The sequence below is a fragment of the Bradyrhizobium sp. SZCCHNS3052 genome, assembly GCF_032484495.1.
Classification (GTDB): domain Bacteria; phylum Pseudomonadota; class Alphaproteobacteria; order Rhizobiales; family Xanthobacteraceae; genus Bradyrhizobium.
Window position 1 is genome coordinate 202,470 of the sequence record NZ_JAUETB010000010.1, and the last position, 14,687, is coordinate 217,156.

Genomic DNA, 14,687 nt, shown 5'->3' on the forward strand with positions numbered 1-14,687 from the left:
CTCGGATGCGACGGGCGCCGCGGGCGCCTCGCGTTTGCGATCAAGGCGCGAGAATAGCCAATGATGGCTCATTGGTCATTCGCCCTGTTCTTGACGCTTGCCCTGACGCGCCCGCAACCCGGGAAGTGGTTCGAGACCGATTTGGCAGTCCGTAGGCCGGCTCGCGTTCCGAATAGCGATGTAACCTATTGGAATTCCCAGGGTCGGTTTCTCTCTGTGTTTCAGAATGCGCGTTGATTTGTATAGCGGACCGCGCAACTTTTGATTCCGCCATTCGGAGGTTCGATCCCTCCGCCCCAGCCAGGTCGAGCGCGACCGGCAGGGATGGATATTGCCGGTGGGAACCATGTCGCCGGCGCGTCCGATGTTTCGGACGCCTGCGACGGCAAATTTCCGGAAGTCCAGACAAGTCGCGGGCTGTGGCTTGGTCGCGCGCCGCGTGATGGTTCACAAATCGTAGCAAACTGAAGGACATGAAGGCGCCTCATGTGGCACCGCTCCGCTGGCACGATTGCTGCTTACTGAGCCGCCAAACGAGCGCCAGCTCCAGAACAACAGATGCGAGGGGACGTCCGGATGCCAGCCCACAGCTCATTCCTGACCTGAGACCCGGCGACAGGCGATCCCGCCTGTGCGAGCTTCTCGGGTCCGCCCCCGGCGCGGCCCGCGTCCAGACGCACGACGTTGCCCCGGCACGCAATGGAGCCGGCGCGGAAGCGGGTCATAGGCAGACCAGAGAGATAGACCGAGTGAGATCAGGGAGAGAAGATTCGATGTCTGCAACCACCACAGCGGCCGCGGCGCCGCAGAAACCGTTCTACCGGGTCCTCTATGTGCAGGTCCTGTTCGCGATCGTGCTCGGTGTCATCGTCGGCTGGCTCTGGCCCGAGCTCGGCAGGAACGAATGGATCAAGGCGCTGGGCGACGGCTTCGTCAAGCTGATCAAGATGGTGATCGCGCCGGTCATCTTCTGCACCGTCGTGTCGGGCATCGCGCATGTCTCCGAGGTGAAGAAGGTCGGCCGCGTCGCCGTCAAGGCGCTGATCTATTTCGAGATCGTCTCGACCTTCGCGCTCGCGCTCGGGCTCATCGTCGGCAATTTCATTCAGCCCGGGGCAGGCTTCCAGGGCCAGAGCAGCAACGCCGCCGCCGTCGCCAACTACGCCAAGCAGGCGAGCGAGATGAAGTCGGTCGACTTCGTGCTCCACATCATCCCGGACACGGTGGTGGGAGCGTTCGCGCAGGGCGAGATCCTGCAGGTGCTGCTGTTCTCGATTTTGTTCGGCATTTCGCTGATGACGCTCGGTGAGCGCGGCCATACGATGCGCGCGTTCATCGACGACGCCGCGCACGCGATCTTCGGCGTCATCGCCCTCGTGGTGAAGGCCGCTCCGATCGGCGCCTTCGGCGCCATGGCCTTCACCATCGGCCGCTACGGGCCGCAGGCGCTCGGCAACCTCGCCGGCCTGATCGCGACCTTCTATCTCACCGCGCTCACTTTCGTCGTGGTCGTGCTCGGCATCATCGCCCGCATTGCCGGGTTCTCGATCTTCAAGTTCCTCAAATACATCAAGGACGAGCTGCTGATCGTGCTCGGCACCTCGTCGTCCGAGAGCGCGCTGCCGCAGATGATGGAGAAGCTTGAACGCCTCGGCTGCTCCAAGCCGGTCGTCGGCCTGGTGGTTCCGACCGGCTACTCGTTCAATCTCGACGGCACCAACATCTACATGACGCTGGCGACGCTGTTCATTGCGCAGGCGATGAACGTTCACCTGTCCTTCGGTGAGCAGATCACGATCCTGCTGGTCGCGATGCTGACCTCGAAGGGCGCCTCGGGCATCACCGGCGCCGGCTTCATCACCCTGGCCGGAACGCTGGCGGCCGTGCGGCCGGAGCTCGTTCCCGGCATGGCGATCGTGCTCGGCATCGACAAGTTCATGAGCGAGTGCCGCGCACTGACCAATCTGTGCGGCAACGGCGTCGCCTGCGTGATCGTGGCGTGGTGGGAAGGCGAGCTCGATCGCGACAAGCTGCGCATCGCGCTCGATCGCGATATCGACCCGGCCGACGTCGAAGTCGCGGTCACGACGGGATAGGCCTGCGGTCGTGGGGGCGCTGCCGTCGCATTCCAGCGCCGGTGGCGCCGGCCGCGGCCATGCCCAATCGCGATGCCGCCAACATCTCGGATAATCTGCTAAGGTAGCGGCGGGCAGGGGCTCGCCGTGGAGGCATCCCGCCTGGTGCCGCAAGGCCGGCATGGTCTGACCATTGCGACGATACGGCGTATCGTGAACATGGTCGCGCTGGCTGGGGCGGCGGTGCCGGAGGGACGACGTCACCGGCGTGACATCAGAGTCATGCCGTCGCGCCGCGGTCACCCTTGGAGAGGTTCGATGATGGCCGTTGCGCAGCCTGGTGTCCCTCGCATCGTGATCGTCGGCGGCGGCGCCGGCGGCTTGGAGCTCGCGACCCGGCTCGGAGACAGATACGGCCGCAGGGGCAAGCTCGACGTCACCCTGGTCGAGCGCAACCGCACCCATGTCTGGAAGCCGAAGCTGCACGAGATCGCCGCGGGCAGCATGGACCTCTCGGCCCATGAGGTCGACTATCTCGCCCAGGCCTATTGGCACGGCTTCCACTACCGCATCGGCGACATGATCGGCCTCGACCGCGACAAGCGCGAGGTGCTGGTGGCGCCCTATCTCGATGCGGAGGGGCGCGAGGTCACGCCGCGGCGGACCATCCCCTATGACGTGCTCGTCATCGCCATCGGCAGCCAGAACAATGATTTCGGCACGCCCGGCGTGGTCGACCATGCGATCAAGCTGGAATCGCAGCACGACGCCCGGCGCTTCCACGAGCGCATGGTCAACGCCTGCATCCGCGTCCATTCGCAGTCCTCGCCGATCGCGCCGCACCAGCTCAAGGTTGCGATCATCGGCGCCGGCGCGACCGGCGTCGAATTGGCCGCCGAGCTGCATCGCACGACGCGCGAGGTGGTGGCCTATGGTCTCGACCAGGTCGACGCCGAGAAGGACATCAGGATCACGCTGATCGAAGCCGCGGGCCGGGTGTTGCCCGCGTTGCCTGAGCGGGTCTCGCGCGAGACCGAGAAGCTGCTCGCAAAGCTCGGCGTCGAGGTGCTCGTCGGCGCCAAGGTCGCCGAGGTCGGGCCCGACAAGGTGAGCCTCGCCGACGGCCGCGTCATCCCGGCCGAGCTGATCGTCTGGGCCGCGGGCGTCAAGGCGCCCGACTTCCTGAAGGACATCGCGGGGCTGGAAACCAACCGCATCAACCAGCTCGTGGTCAGGCAGACCCTGCAGACCACGCGCGACGAGCGCGTCTTCGCCATTGGCGACTGCTCGGCCTGCTCCTGGGGCGAGCGCGGCAACGTGCCCCCGCGGGCGCAGGCCGCGCATCAGCAGGCCTCGCACCTCTACAAGCAGATTCCGCGCTTCGTCAGGGGCGAGCCGCTGGCGGACTACCGCTATCACGATTTCGGCTCCCTGGTGTCGCTTGGCGAGTTCAGCACGGTCGGCTCGATGATGGGCGCGCTGGTCGGCGGCAATCTGGTGTTCGAAGGCCTGTTCGCGCGGATGATGTATCTGTCGCTCTACAAGATGCACGAATACGCGCTGCACGGGCTCGCCAAGGTCACGCTGGACACGCTGGCGCGCCTGATCACCCGCCGCACCGAGCCGCACGTCAAGCTGCACTGACGGGCGCGCCGAGGGCGCCGGCACGGCCGATTTTGTTGTCGCCTATTGCCCGGCAAGACCTTAGACTTGCAGCACAATTACGGATACGGCAGGCCCGGCCCGGTACATGGGTCCGGGGCGTGATGGGCCTGGACATGATGGGCCTGGAAAAGGGAATGACGGACCTTCCATTCCGGATCGGCCTCGAGGGACATCCCGACGTCACCGCGGTGGTCCGCAGGCGCGCGGGCTTGGTCGTTCGCGGAGTGATGGCGGCTGCGCTGGTCGGCGTCGCGGCATGGCTCGGCTATGCCATTGCCTTTTCCCGCGGGCTCGATCAGCGGCACGCCGCGGCCCAGCAGCGGCTGGCGGTCGAGGCCGCGCAGCTCGACGGCTACCTCTCGCGCTTCGAATATCTGCCCTCGCTGCTGGAGACCTCGCCCGATGTCTTCCGGCTGCTCGGCACGCCGGACGATCGCGCGCTGCAGCAGAGCGTCAGCCTGCATCTGAAGTCGATCAATCTGCTGGCCGGCGCCGACAACCTCTATGTCCTCACCGTCGCCGGTGATGCGATCGCCGCCGCCGACTTCGATCAGCCGGGAACGCCGGTCGGCAGCAACCTGTCCTACCGGCCCTATATGCGCCAGGCGCTGGCGACCGGCCGCGGCGCGTTCTTCGGCATCGGCATCACCAGCGCGCGCGCCGGCTATTACCTGTCCTATGCGGTCAAGCAACAGGGACGGACGATCGGCGTCGCCGTCGTCAAGGTCAATCTCGATGCCTTCGAGCGCGAATGGCGCAACCGCGGTGCCGACATGCTTCTGGTCGACGCCCGCGGCGTCACCATTCTCGCCTCGCGCGAGGAATGGCGCTTCCGCCCGTTGACGCCGCTCTCGGTGGATGCGCTCGAGGAAATCGCGACGTCGAAGCCCTATGGCAGCTCCAGCCTCGCGCCGCTCGACTGGACCTTCATGGAGAGGACCGATCGCGGCGGCCAGGTCGCGACCGAGCGCGGCGCAGTCTACAGCGTCGACGAGCGTCCGCTCAACGGGCGGCAATGGCAGCTGCTGCTGCTCGACGACGAGACGCCGATCCGGCGGACGGCCTTGATCATCGGCACGCTCTCGGGTCTCGCCAGCATCGTGGCGCTGCTGGCGCTCGGCCTGCTGGCGCAGCGACGCCGCGAGATCCGGCAGCGGCTGGCGAGCCAGGCCGCGCTGCAGGCCGCCAATGATCGGCTGGAAATGCGGGTGCAGGAGCGCACCGCCGAATTGCGCGCCGCGCAGGACGAGCTCGTCCATGCCGGCAAGCTTGCCGTGCTCGGCCAGATGTCGGCCGGCATGGTGCACGAGATCAACCAGCCCTTGGCGGCGCTGCAGACCGCTTCCGACAATGCCGTGCAATTCGTCGATCGCGGCATGATCGGCGAGGCCCGCGGCAATCTCATCCGCATCGGCGAGATGGTCCGCCGTCTCGCGCGCCTGACCGGCCAGTTGCGCGTTTTCGCCTACAAATCGAACGCGCCGCTCGATGCCGTCGCGGTCGAGCAGGCCCTGTCCGAGACGTTCAAGATCCTCGGCGCGCGGGTGAAGGACGGCCATGTCGACGTGACCATCGATCTCGCGCCCGAGCTTCGTGTCAGGGCCGATCAGATCCGGCTCGAGCAACTGCTCTGCAACATCATCGCCAACGCGCTCGATGCCGTCGAGGGCGCCGCGCGGAAGTCCATCCACATCTGCGCCGTGCGTGAGGAGGAGCAGTGCCGCATCGCCATCGCCAACAGCGGCCCGGCGATCGCCGCCGATGTCCTGCCGCGCCTGTTCGAGCCCTTCGTCACGACCAAGCCGGCCGGCAAGGGTCTCGGACTTGGGCTCGTCATCGCCAATCACATCGCGCGGTCGTTCGGCGGCGAGCTGCGGGCGCGCAATCTTGAGCCGTCCGGCGCCGAGTTCATCGTGCTGCTGCCGCTCGCCGATTGAAGAGGTTCCCACATGACTCCTGAGCAACCGGTCGGCGTGATCTATGTCGAGGACGACGAGGATGTCCGCATCGGCGCCGTCCAGGCGCTGCAGCTCGCCGGCCTGTCGGTGACGCCGTTCGCCTCCGCCGAAGCCGCAGGCGGAATCGTTCGCGCCGACATGCCGTTCGTGGTGGTCTCCGACGTGCGGCTGCGCGGCAAGAGCGGCACCGAGTGGCTGTCCGAGCTGCACCGGCTCGATCCGGACCTGCCGGTCATCCTGGTCACCGGTCATGGCGACATCTCGATGGCCGTGGAAGCGATGCGCAACGGCGCCTATGACTTCATCGAGAAGCCGTGCTCGTCGGAGCAGCTCGTCTCCGTCGTGCGCCGCGCCCTCGACAAGCGTCGCCTGACGCTCGAAGTCCGCACCTTGCGCTCGGCGCTCGCCGACCGCCAGGGCATCGAGGCGAGCCTGCTCGGGCGCTCGCCGCAGATCCAGGAGGTGCGCCGCCTCGTCGCCAATCTGGCCTCGACCAATGTCGACGTGACGATCTATGGCGAGACCGGCACCGGCAAGGACGTCGTCGCCCGTTGCCTGCACGCTCACAGCGCCCGGCGCGGCGGCAACTATGTCGCGGTGAATTGCGGCGGCCTGCCGGAATCACTGGTTGAGAGCGAATTGTTCGGCCACGAGGCCGGCGCCTTCACCGGCGCGACCAAGCAGCGGATCGGCAAGATCGAATATGCCCATGGCGGCACGCTGTTCCTCGACGAAATCGAGAGCATGCCGCTCAGCGTGCAGGTGAAGCTGCTGCGGGCGTTGCAGGACCGCTCGGTCGAGCGCGTCGGCTCCAACAAGCCCGTGGCGGTGGACTGCCGCGTGGTGGCGGCCAGCAAGGCCAATCTGCTCGAGCTCAGCGAGCAGAAGCTGTTCCGTGCCGATCTGTATTATCGTCTCGGCGTCGCCTTCATCGAGCTGCCTCCGTTGCGCGAACGCCGCGAGGATATCCCGATCCTGTTCGAGCACTTCACCCTCGAGGCCGCCAAGCGGTTCGAGCGCGACGCGCCGATCGTGAACGAGCAGACCATGTCGCTGCTGCTCGGCTACTCATGGCCGGGCAACGTGCGCGAGTTGCGCAACGTCGCCGACCGCTTCGTGCTCGGTGTGCTCGACCGCAAGGTCCTCGACCGCTCGGGCGCCGCAGCCTCGGAGCTGTCGCTGCCACGGCAGTTGGAGAACATCGAGCGCTCGATCATCGAGGATGCGTTGCGCCGCAAGCTCGGCGACGTGCCGGCGACCGCGGCGCTGCTGAGCATTCCGAAGCAGACGCTTTACGACAAGATCAAGCGGCTCGCCGTGAAGGTCGATGGCATCCGCGAGGGCGCGCCGCTGCGGCCGCAGTCCTGACCGTGGCTGCATCGCCAGCGCTCGTCCGCATCATCATCGCGTCGACGCCGACCACCACTGCGCTCATCTGATGTTGCGACGCGCGACTTATGCTCCTCGCGGACAGGGGCGTCCTGCGGCGGCAGGAAGGCATCTGTTCCATGCCGGCGATCAGGAACGAATGCTGGAGAAGGCTTGTTGAAGGATCATGACAGGCCGAGACACCCGCGACCTGCGCTCCGGCGCCTACGACCCCGTCAGCAAGGACGGTCTGCCGCAGCCGCAACAGGTCAAGGACAAAACGACGCCCCACCAGCAGGAGCAGTGGGGCGCCGACGTGCGGGCCGAGCCGTTGCCCGGCACCGAGCCGGTGCTTCCGGAAGGGCTCAGGCGCGAGCGGCGTGATCCGCTCAATCGCAACACTGGTCGCCGCGACACCGACTAGTGCGCGGCGACCCAGCGCCTACTTCGCCGCGATCACCATGATCTCGACGGTGTATTGCGGCGCGGCAAGCCCGGCCTCTACGGTGGCGCGAGCCGGGGTGTTGCCGGCCGAGACCCAGCCGTCCCACACGGCGTTCATTTCGCCGAATGTCTTGATGTCGGTGAGGTAGATCGTCGCCGACAACAGCTTCGACTTGTCGGTGCCGGCCTTGGCGAGGTGGCCGTCGATGATCGAGAGAATCTCCTCGGTCTGCTTGGTAACGCTTTCACCGGCCGTCTTCTGCGCGACGACGCCGGCGAGATAGACGGTATTGCCGTGAACGACGACCTGGCTCATGCGCGGGCCAATTTCGAAACGCTGGATCGACATCGAAGAACTCCTCAAAAGGTGAATTCGGGGCCTCTCCCTAGCGCGTGCGACGCGGCAACGCCAGTCGGTCGAACGGCCACTCTCGCCACCTTGGGGCGTGCGACCTTGCGTTGTCGACAGCGCCGCGGCACACGGAACGCGGCACTTCACGATGATCCGCCCTTGTCGCGCTGCAAGGCGGGCTTGCCCATGGGGCAGGCAAAGGCGGGCGTTTTCCGCGCTTGCACAGATATTTGAGACATGAAACATTCTCCGCGAGGTTGCTTTTTGAATGGCGGAGGGGCGTGATGCGGAAACGATCGATGCTGGCGGCACTCGCGGCGATGGCTTTGGTGACGAGCGCGGGGCCGACATTCGCACAGCAGACGATCCGCGTCGGCTGGACCATCCCGGCGGAAGAATCCAAGTACTGGATGATGAAGCGGCCCACCGAATTTCCGGATCTCGGCAAGACCTACAACATCGAGTGGACCCAGTTCCAGGGAACGGCACCGATGACGCAGGCGCTCGCCGCCGGCGCGCTCGACTGCGCCACGCAGGCGCCGCTGTCGCTGGCGAACGGCGTGGTCGGCGGCGGCCTCAAGGCCTACATCGTCGCCCAGCACGTCTATGAGAAGCCGGGCGGTTTCTCGGTCTACTGGGCGGTCAAGGACGATTCCCCGATCAAGACCATCGCCGACCTGAAGGGCAAGACGGTCGGCATTTCCGTGATCGGTGGCGGCACGCAAGGGCCGTTCAACATGCTGCTGAAGCAGGCCGGGCTCGATCCCGCCAAGGACATCAAGCTGGTCGAGGTCGGCTTCGCGGTGTCGGAGGATGCGCTGCGCCAGGGCCGCGTCGACGCCGTCAACATGAATCAACCCTTTGCAGCGCGCGCCGAGGCCAAGGGCGGCACCCGCAAGCTGTTCTCGCTGTCCGAGGCGATGCCGAACATCGTGCACATCCTCGAGGCCTGCCGCGCCGACTTCGTCGACAAGAACCCGGAGCTGGTGAAGGCCTATGTCCGCGACATCACGACGGGCATGAAGAAGGCGCTCGCCAATCGCGACGAGACCTTGAAGGTGGTGTCGGAGGTCATGAAGGCGCCGGTTGCCGTCATCGACACCTATCTGCTGAAGGACAATGATTTCGGCCGCGATCCGGTCGCCGCGCCGAACTTCCCGGCGATCCAGAAGATGCTCGACATCTACGCCGAGACCGGCATGCTGCCGAAGCTCGACGTCGCCCAGTTCAAGCATCCGACGATCGTCGCGCCGATCCAGTAGGCGGCCGGCGCGGAGCCTTGTCGATGAGGAAGCTGCGATCGCGCGTGACGGTGGAGGGGCTCGATCGCGCCCCGCACCGCGCCTTCATGCGCGCGATGGGGCTGGATGATGCCGACATCGCCAAGCCGATGATCGGCGTCGTCAGCCAGAAGGGCGAGCAGACGCCCTGCAACATGACGCACGACTTCCAGGTCGATGCGGCCAAGACGGGCATCTCGGAGGCCGGCGGCACGCCGCGCGAGTTCGCCACCGTCTCGGTCTCCGACGGCATCAGCATGAACCACGAGGGAATGAAGTTCTCTCTGTTCTCGCGCGAGCTGATTGCCGACTCCATCGAGGCCGTCGTCCATGGCCTCGCCTATGACGCGCTGATCGGCTTCGGCGGCTGCGACAAGACCTTGCCCGGCGTCATGATGGGCATGGTCCGCTGCAACGTGCCGTCGATCTTCATCTATGGCGGCAGCGCGCTGCCCGGCAACTACCAGGGCCGGACGCTCACGGTGCTCGATTCTTACGAGGCCGTCGGCAGCTACATGACCGGCGAGATCGATGCACGGACGCTCGAAGGCATCGAGCGGACCTGCCTCCCGACGATCGGCGCCTGCGCCGGGCAGTTCACCGCCAACACCATGGGCATGCTGTCGGAGGCGATGGGCCTGTCGATGCCCAACGTCTCGATGATTCCCGGCGTCTATGCCGAGCGAGCGCACGTCGCGCGTCAGGCCGGACGCCTGATCATGCAGATGCTCGCGCGCGGCGGGCCGCTGCCGCGCGACATCGTCACCCGCAAGGCGCTGGAGAACGGGGCGGCCATTGTCGCGGCCACCGGCGGCTCCACCAACGCCGCGCTGCATCTGCCGGCGATCGCCAATGAGGCCGGCATCCGTTTCACGCTCGACGATGTCGGCGAGGTCTTCGCGAGCACGCCGCTGATCGGCAATCTCAGGCCGGGCGGCAAGTACACGGCGAAGGACGTCTACGACATCGGCGGCGCCGCCGTTGTGATCCGCGCGCTGATCGAGAGCGGCCACATCGACGGCTCCTGCATCACGGTCACCGGCCGCACGCTGGCCGAGGAATATGGCGCGGCCAATGCGCCGGACGGCGAGATCGTGTTCAGCCCGGCCAGGCCGATCATGGCGGATGGCGGCGTCGCTGTCCTCAAGGGCAACCTCGCGCCCGACGGCGCCGTCATCAAGGTTGCCGGCCTCAAGAACCTGGTGTTCGAGGGCCGCGCGCGGGTGTTCGAGGACGAGGAGGCCTGCGTCGCCGCGGTGCGCGCACGCAACTATCAGGCCGGCGAGGTGCTGATCATCCGCAACGAGGGTCCGGTCGGCGGTCCTGGGATGCGCGAGATGCTCGGCGTCACGGCGCTGATCTATGGCCAGGGCATGGGCGAGAAGGTCGCGCTGATCACCGACGGCCGCTTCTCCGGCGCCACCCGCGGCATGTGCATCGGCTATGTCTCGCCGGAAGCCTTCGTCGGCGGTCCGCTGGCGCTGGTGCAAGACGGCGATCCGATCCGCATCGATGCGAAGGCGCGCACGCTCGACGTGCTGCTCGATGAGTCCGAGCTCGCGGTGCGTCGCAGCGCGTGGTCGCAGCGGCCGCCGCGGCACAGGGCAGGGGCACTGGCGAAATACGCGAAACTCGTTGGGCAGGCACCGCTCGGCGCCGTGACTCACGAAGGGCCGGCCGAATGGCCCTGGTTCGATCAGGACCGGGAATGATCCGCGCGTGGCGACGATTGGCAGGTTTCTTGCTAATCTGCGGCAGTCTGTCTTGCCTGATTTCACGGAGCGTTTGAGCGTGCTGCATCGGAAAGAGAAGCCGACATGGACGTGACCCCGATCCGACCCGGCCAGCTCGCGGGCACTCCGCTCGGCCGTCGCGCGGCCACGCCGATCATCGAGATCGATCACGTGTCGCAGGTGTTCAAGACCTCGTCGCGCCGCGACCACACCGCGCTGTCGGACATTTCGCTGACGGTCGGCGAGGGCGCCTTCGTCTCGATCCTCGGTCCCTCCGGCTGCGGCAAGTCGACCTTGCTCTACATCGTCGGTGGCTTCGTCAGCCCGACCAGCGGCACCGCGAAAATGAAGGGCAAGCCGATCACCGGTCCCGGCACCGATCGCGGCCCGGTGTTCCAGGAGTTCGCGCTGTTTCCCTGGAAGAGCGTGCTCGGCAACGTCATGTATGGTCCGCTGCAGCAGGGCAAGAAGCCGGCGAAGGCCGAGGCGCTCGCGCGGACTTTGCTCGCCATGGTCGGACTTACCGGCTTCGAGAAATTCTATCCCAAGGAGCTCTCCGGCGGCATGAAGCAGCGCGTCGCGCTGGCCCGCACGCTGGCCTACGGGCCGGAGGTGCTGCTGATGGACGAGCCGTTCGGCGCGCTCGACGCGCATACGCGCACGCGGCTGCAGAACGACCTGCTCGACATCTGGGAGCGCGACCGTAAGACGGTCCTGTTCGTGACCCACTCGGTCGAGGAAGCCGTGTTCCTGTCCGACAAGGTCGTCATGATGTCGCGCTCGCCCGGCCGAATCCGCGAGGTGATCGACATCGATCTGCCCCGGCCGCGCCGCCGCGAGGAACTGCTGCTGGACCCGCGCTATCAGAAATACATCGTCGACATCGAGCGCATGTTCGACGATTCCGGTGACAACGAGCTGCCGTCATGAATGGTCTGTCGAAGCCGCTCGCGCCGATTCTGGCCTGCTGCGGCCTGCTGCTGGCTTGGCAGCTCGCCTCGCTCGGGCTCAAGAACGACAGCTTCCCGACCGCGCTGGAATCGCTGCGCGCGATCCCGCCGATCCTCACCGACAAGGAATCCCTGATCAACATCATGGCCTCGCTGCGGCGGATGGCGATCGGCTTCGCGCTCGCGCTTGCGTTCTCGATTCCGCTCGGGTTGCTGATGGGGCGCAGCCGGTCGACCGCCGCCTTCTTCAATCCGCTGCTGATGCTGATCTACCCGGTGCCGAAGGCGGCGCTGATGCCGATCATCATGCTGTGGCTCGGCGTCGGCGACATCTCCAAGACGCTGGTGATCTTCCTCGGCGTCAGCCTTCCGGTGATCTACCACAGCTTCGAAGGCGCCAAGGCGGTCGAGGAGAAGATGCTGTGGTCGGGCGCGGCGATGGGACTCTCGGCCGGCGAGCGCCTGCTGCGCATCGTCCTGCCCGCAGCCTTGCCGGAGATCCTGACCGGCTGCCGTACCGGCCTGGTGCTGGCGCTGATCACGATGGTCACCAGCGAGATGATCGCGCGGCAGTCCGGCGCCGGCAACATCCTGTTCAACGCGCTCGACATGGGCCAGTACGACACGGTGTTCGCGATGATCATCATCATCGGCGCCATGGGCATCTGCCTCGATGCGGCGTTCGAGGTCGTCAGGCGCTGGCTGGTGCGCTGGTCCGAGCCGCAGTTCGACATGCCGCTGAGCTTCTCATGACGCGCACCTCCAACGACATCCTGCTGGGCGCCGCGCCGATCGTGCTGGTCCTGCTGCTGTGGCAGGGGCTGGTGTCGTTCGGCTACGCGCCGCCGACCCTGCTGCCGCCGCCGGGGCAGGTGTTTTTGCGGATGGGCCAGCAGCTCACCAGTGTCACGTTTCAGCAGGACATCGCGGCAACGCTGTTCCGGCTGTTCGCCGGCTTTGCGATCGCCGTGGTGCTCGGTGTTTCCCTTGGAATTGCCGCCGCGGTGAGCCCGCCTGTCAACGCCGCCGTCAAGCCGATCGTGCGCGTGCTGGCGCCGCTGCCGAAGGTCGCGCTCTATCCGGCGTTCCTGCTGCTGCTCGGCTTCGGCCACGAATCCAAGATCATGCTGGTGGCGGCGGACGCGCTGTTTCCGATCCTGCTGTCGACCTACTACGGCGCGACGACCGTCGAGCAGAAGCTGATCTGGTCGGCGCTCGCGGCCGGCACGCCGCCGCGCGACGTGCTGTGGAAGGTGGTGCTGCCGGCCGCGATGCCGTCGATCCTGACCGGCTGCCGCATCGGCCTCGTGATCTCTTGCATCGTCGTGTTCCTGGCCGAGATGATCACCTCGACCGACGGGCTCGGTCACGTGCTGGTGACCGCCGCGCGCACCTTCCAGGCCGTCGACATGTTCGTGCCGCTGATCACGATCTCGCTGCTGGGTCTCATTCTCAACGCCCTGCTGCAAGGCCTGCGCGCTTATCTGCTGCGCGGCTTTCCCTCAGTCTGATAACAACACAACGACAATCGGGAGAACGACCATGCTGGCGGATCGCATCGAGGCGAAATGGATCGACGCATTCTGCGAGATCTTCGAGCGCTGTGCCGTCAAGGCGGGTGACACCGCCGCGATCCTGTCGGAGACGCAGTCCCGGGCGCTGAACGTCCACATCGCCGAGCTGGCGTTGCTGCGGATGGGCGCGCGGCCGTTCCATGTCGTGGTGCCGACCCCGCGCAACAAGCATCCCGTTCCCGTCCGTTCGACCGGCGCGTCGGAGGCAATCGGCAAGCTCGGGCCGGTGGTCTCAGCGCTTCAGCAGGCCGGCTTCGTCGTCGACTGTACCATCGAAGGCCTGATGCATGCGGTGGAGACGCCGGAGATCCTGAAGGCCGGCGCGCGCATCCTGGTGATCTCCAACGAACATCCCGAGGCGCTCGAGCGCATGGTGCCGGACTCGGCGCTCGAAAAGCGGGTGCGCGCCGCCGCCAAGATGCTGCGCGGAACCAAGCGGATGCGCGTGACGTCGAAGGCCGGCACCGACCTCGACGTGATCATGGAGGGCGCCTCCACCGTCGGCGTCTGGGGCTGGACCGATCGTCCGGGCACCCTGGCGCACTGGCCGGGTGGCATCGTCGTCAGCTTCCCCAAGAGCAAATCGGTCAACGGCACCATCGTGATGGCGCCCGGAGATATCAACCTCACCTTCAAGCGTTATCTGAGTTCGCCTGTCACGATGACCCTGCGCGACGACTACGTGACCGATCTGGCAGGCGAGGGCGCCGACGCAGCGATGATGCGATCTTATCTCGCGTCCTGGGGCGACCGCGAGGCATACGCCGTGTCGCATGTCGGCTGGGGCATGAACCCCGGCGCGCGCTACGAGGCGCTGGCCATGTACGACCAGCGCGACACCAACGGCACCGAGCTGCGCGCCGTCCCCGGCAACTTCCTGTTCTCCACCGGCGCCAACGAATTTGCCGGCCGCTACACGGCGGGTCATTTCGACCTGCCGATGATGGGCACCACGATCGAGCTGGACGGTGTGGCCGTGATCAAGGAGGGCGTGCTGCAGGACGTGTTCGGATAGTTCTCGTTGTGGCTCGCGAGCACGCGCCCCGCGGGCAGTGTACTCCCCTCCCTTTCGGGGAGGGGAGCGCACCGTCACCGTGGTGGGTAGATCGCCTAAATGACGAAGCGTGCGCGATGAGCAACGGGAGATTCCCGGCATCTTCCGAAAAAAATAAATCACTTGCTATTTTTCGGAATTCATGGTTCTCTCTCGCCATCCCGCCTCACTGCGGAGGGGCGTTGCGCGCGATCGTCACGACACGCGAGGCGGGGAGCGATGGCCGCGAGAGAT

Annotated in this window: 12 protein-coding genes; 11 read left to right on the top strand and 1 reads right to left on the bottom strand. The window is 66.3% G+C overall.

Annotation, left to right across the window (positions count from 1 at the left end; genetic code table 11):
- Window positions 1-773 precede the first annotated feature (773 nt).
- The 5 genes from QX073_RS26300 to QX073_RS26320 all read left to right on the top strand — a co-directional run bounded on the left by QX073_RS26300 (window position 774) and on the right by QX073_RS26320 (window position 7,490).
- Window positions 774-2,096, top strand: coding sequence for a dicarboxylate/amino acid:cation symporter (locus QX073_RS26300; RefSeq protein ID WP_315715597.1), 1,323 nt, complete (start codon window positions 774-776; stop codon window positions 2,094-2,096).
- A 300-nt stretch (window positions 2,097-2,396) separates the two neighbouring features.
- A complete protein-coding gene (locus QX073_RS26305) occupies window positions 2,397-3,719 on the top strand; it encodes an NAD(P)/FAD-dependent oxidoreductase (RefSeq protein WP_315715806.1) in 1,323 nt (440 codons plus the stop codon).
- 155 nt (window positions 3,720-3,874) lie between these two features.
- Entirely contained in the window at window positions 3,875-5,677 is a 1,803-nt protein-coding gene (locus tag QX073_RS26310) for an ATP-binding protein (RefSeq protein WP_316226625.1), read from the top strand.
- Between the two features lie 12 nt (window positions 5,678-5,689).
- On the top strand, window positions 5,690-7,066 hold the full coding sequence (locus QX073_RS26315; RefSeq protein WP_316170666.1) for a sigma-54 dependent transcriptional regulator: 1,377 nt from the start codon (window positions 5,690-5,692) through the stop codon (window positions 7,064-7,066).
- 187 nt (window positions 7,067-7,253) lie between these two features.
- Window positions 7,254-7,490: a hypothetical protein gene (locus QX073_RS26320; protein WP_316170665.1), complete on the top strand. Its 237-nt coding sequence runs from the start codon at window positions 7,254-7,256 to the stop codon at window positions 7,488-7,490.
- An 18-nt stretch (window positions 7,491-7,508) separates the two neighbouring features.
- Here the strand turns inward: QX073_RS26320 and QX073_RS26325 are convergent, their stop codons facing one another.
- Entirely contained in the window at window positions 7,509-7,859 is a 351-nt protein-coding gene (locus tag QX073_RS26325) for a RidA family protein (RefSeq protein ID WP_315715601.1), read from the bottom strand.
- A 287-nt stretch (window positions 7,860-8,146) separates the two neighbouring features.
- On the opposite strand from QX073_RS26325, the gene QX073_RS26330 reads away from it, so the two are divergent.
- From QX073_RS26330 to QX073_RS26355, 6 genes are all read left to right on the top strand, one after another.
- Window positions 8,147-9,124: an ABC transporter substrate-binding protein gene (locus QX073_RS26330; protein ID WP_316170664.1), complete on the top strand. Its 978-nt coding sequence runs from the start codon at window positions 8,147-8,149 to the stop codon at window positions 9,122-9,124.
- A gap of 23 nt (window positions 9,125-9,147) precedes the next feature.
- Window positions 9,148-10,854, top strand: a complete 1,707-nt coding sequence (gene ilvD, locus QX073_RS26335) for a dihydroxy-acid dehydratase (protein ID WP_316164296.1) — start codon at window positions 9,148-9,150, stop codon at window positions 10,852-10,854.
- A gap of 105 nt (window positions 10,855-10,959) precedes the next feature.
- Window positions 10,960-11,805, top strand: coding sequence for an ABC transporter ATP-binding protein (locus QX073_RS26340; RefSeq protein WP_315715604.1), 846 nt, complete (start codon window positions 10,960-10,962; stop codon window positions 11,803-11,805).
- Window positions 11,802-12,578: an ABC transporter permease gene (locus QX073_RS26345; protein ID WP_315715605.1), complete on the top strand. Its 777-nt coding sequence runs from the start codon at window positions 11,802-11,804 to the stop codon at window positions 12,576-12,578. Before QX073_RS26340 ends, QX073_RS26345 begins: the two co-directional genes overlap by 4 nt.
- On the top strand, window positions 12,575-13,336 hold the full coding sequence (locus QX073_RS26350; protein ID WP_315741106.1) for an ABC transporter permease: 762 nt from the start codon (window positions 12,575-12,577) through the stop codon (window positions 13,334-13,336). Before QX073_RS26345 ends, QX073_RS26350 begins: the two co-directional genes overlap by 4 nt.
- Window positions 13,337-13,367: 31 nt before the next feature.
- A complete protein-coding gene (locus QX073_RS26355; protein WP_316226626.1) occupies window positions 13,368-14,414 on the top strand; it encodes a peptidase M29 in 1,047 nt (348 codons plus the stop codon).
- Window positions 14,415-14,687 lie beyond the last annotated feature (273 nt).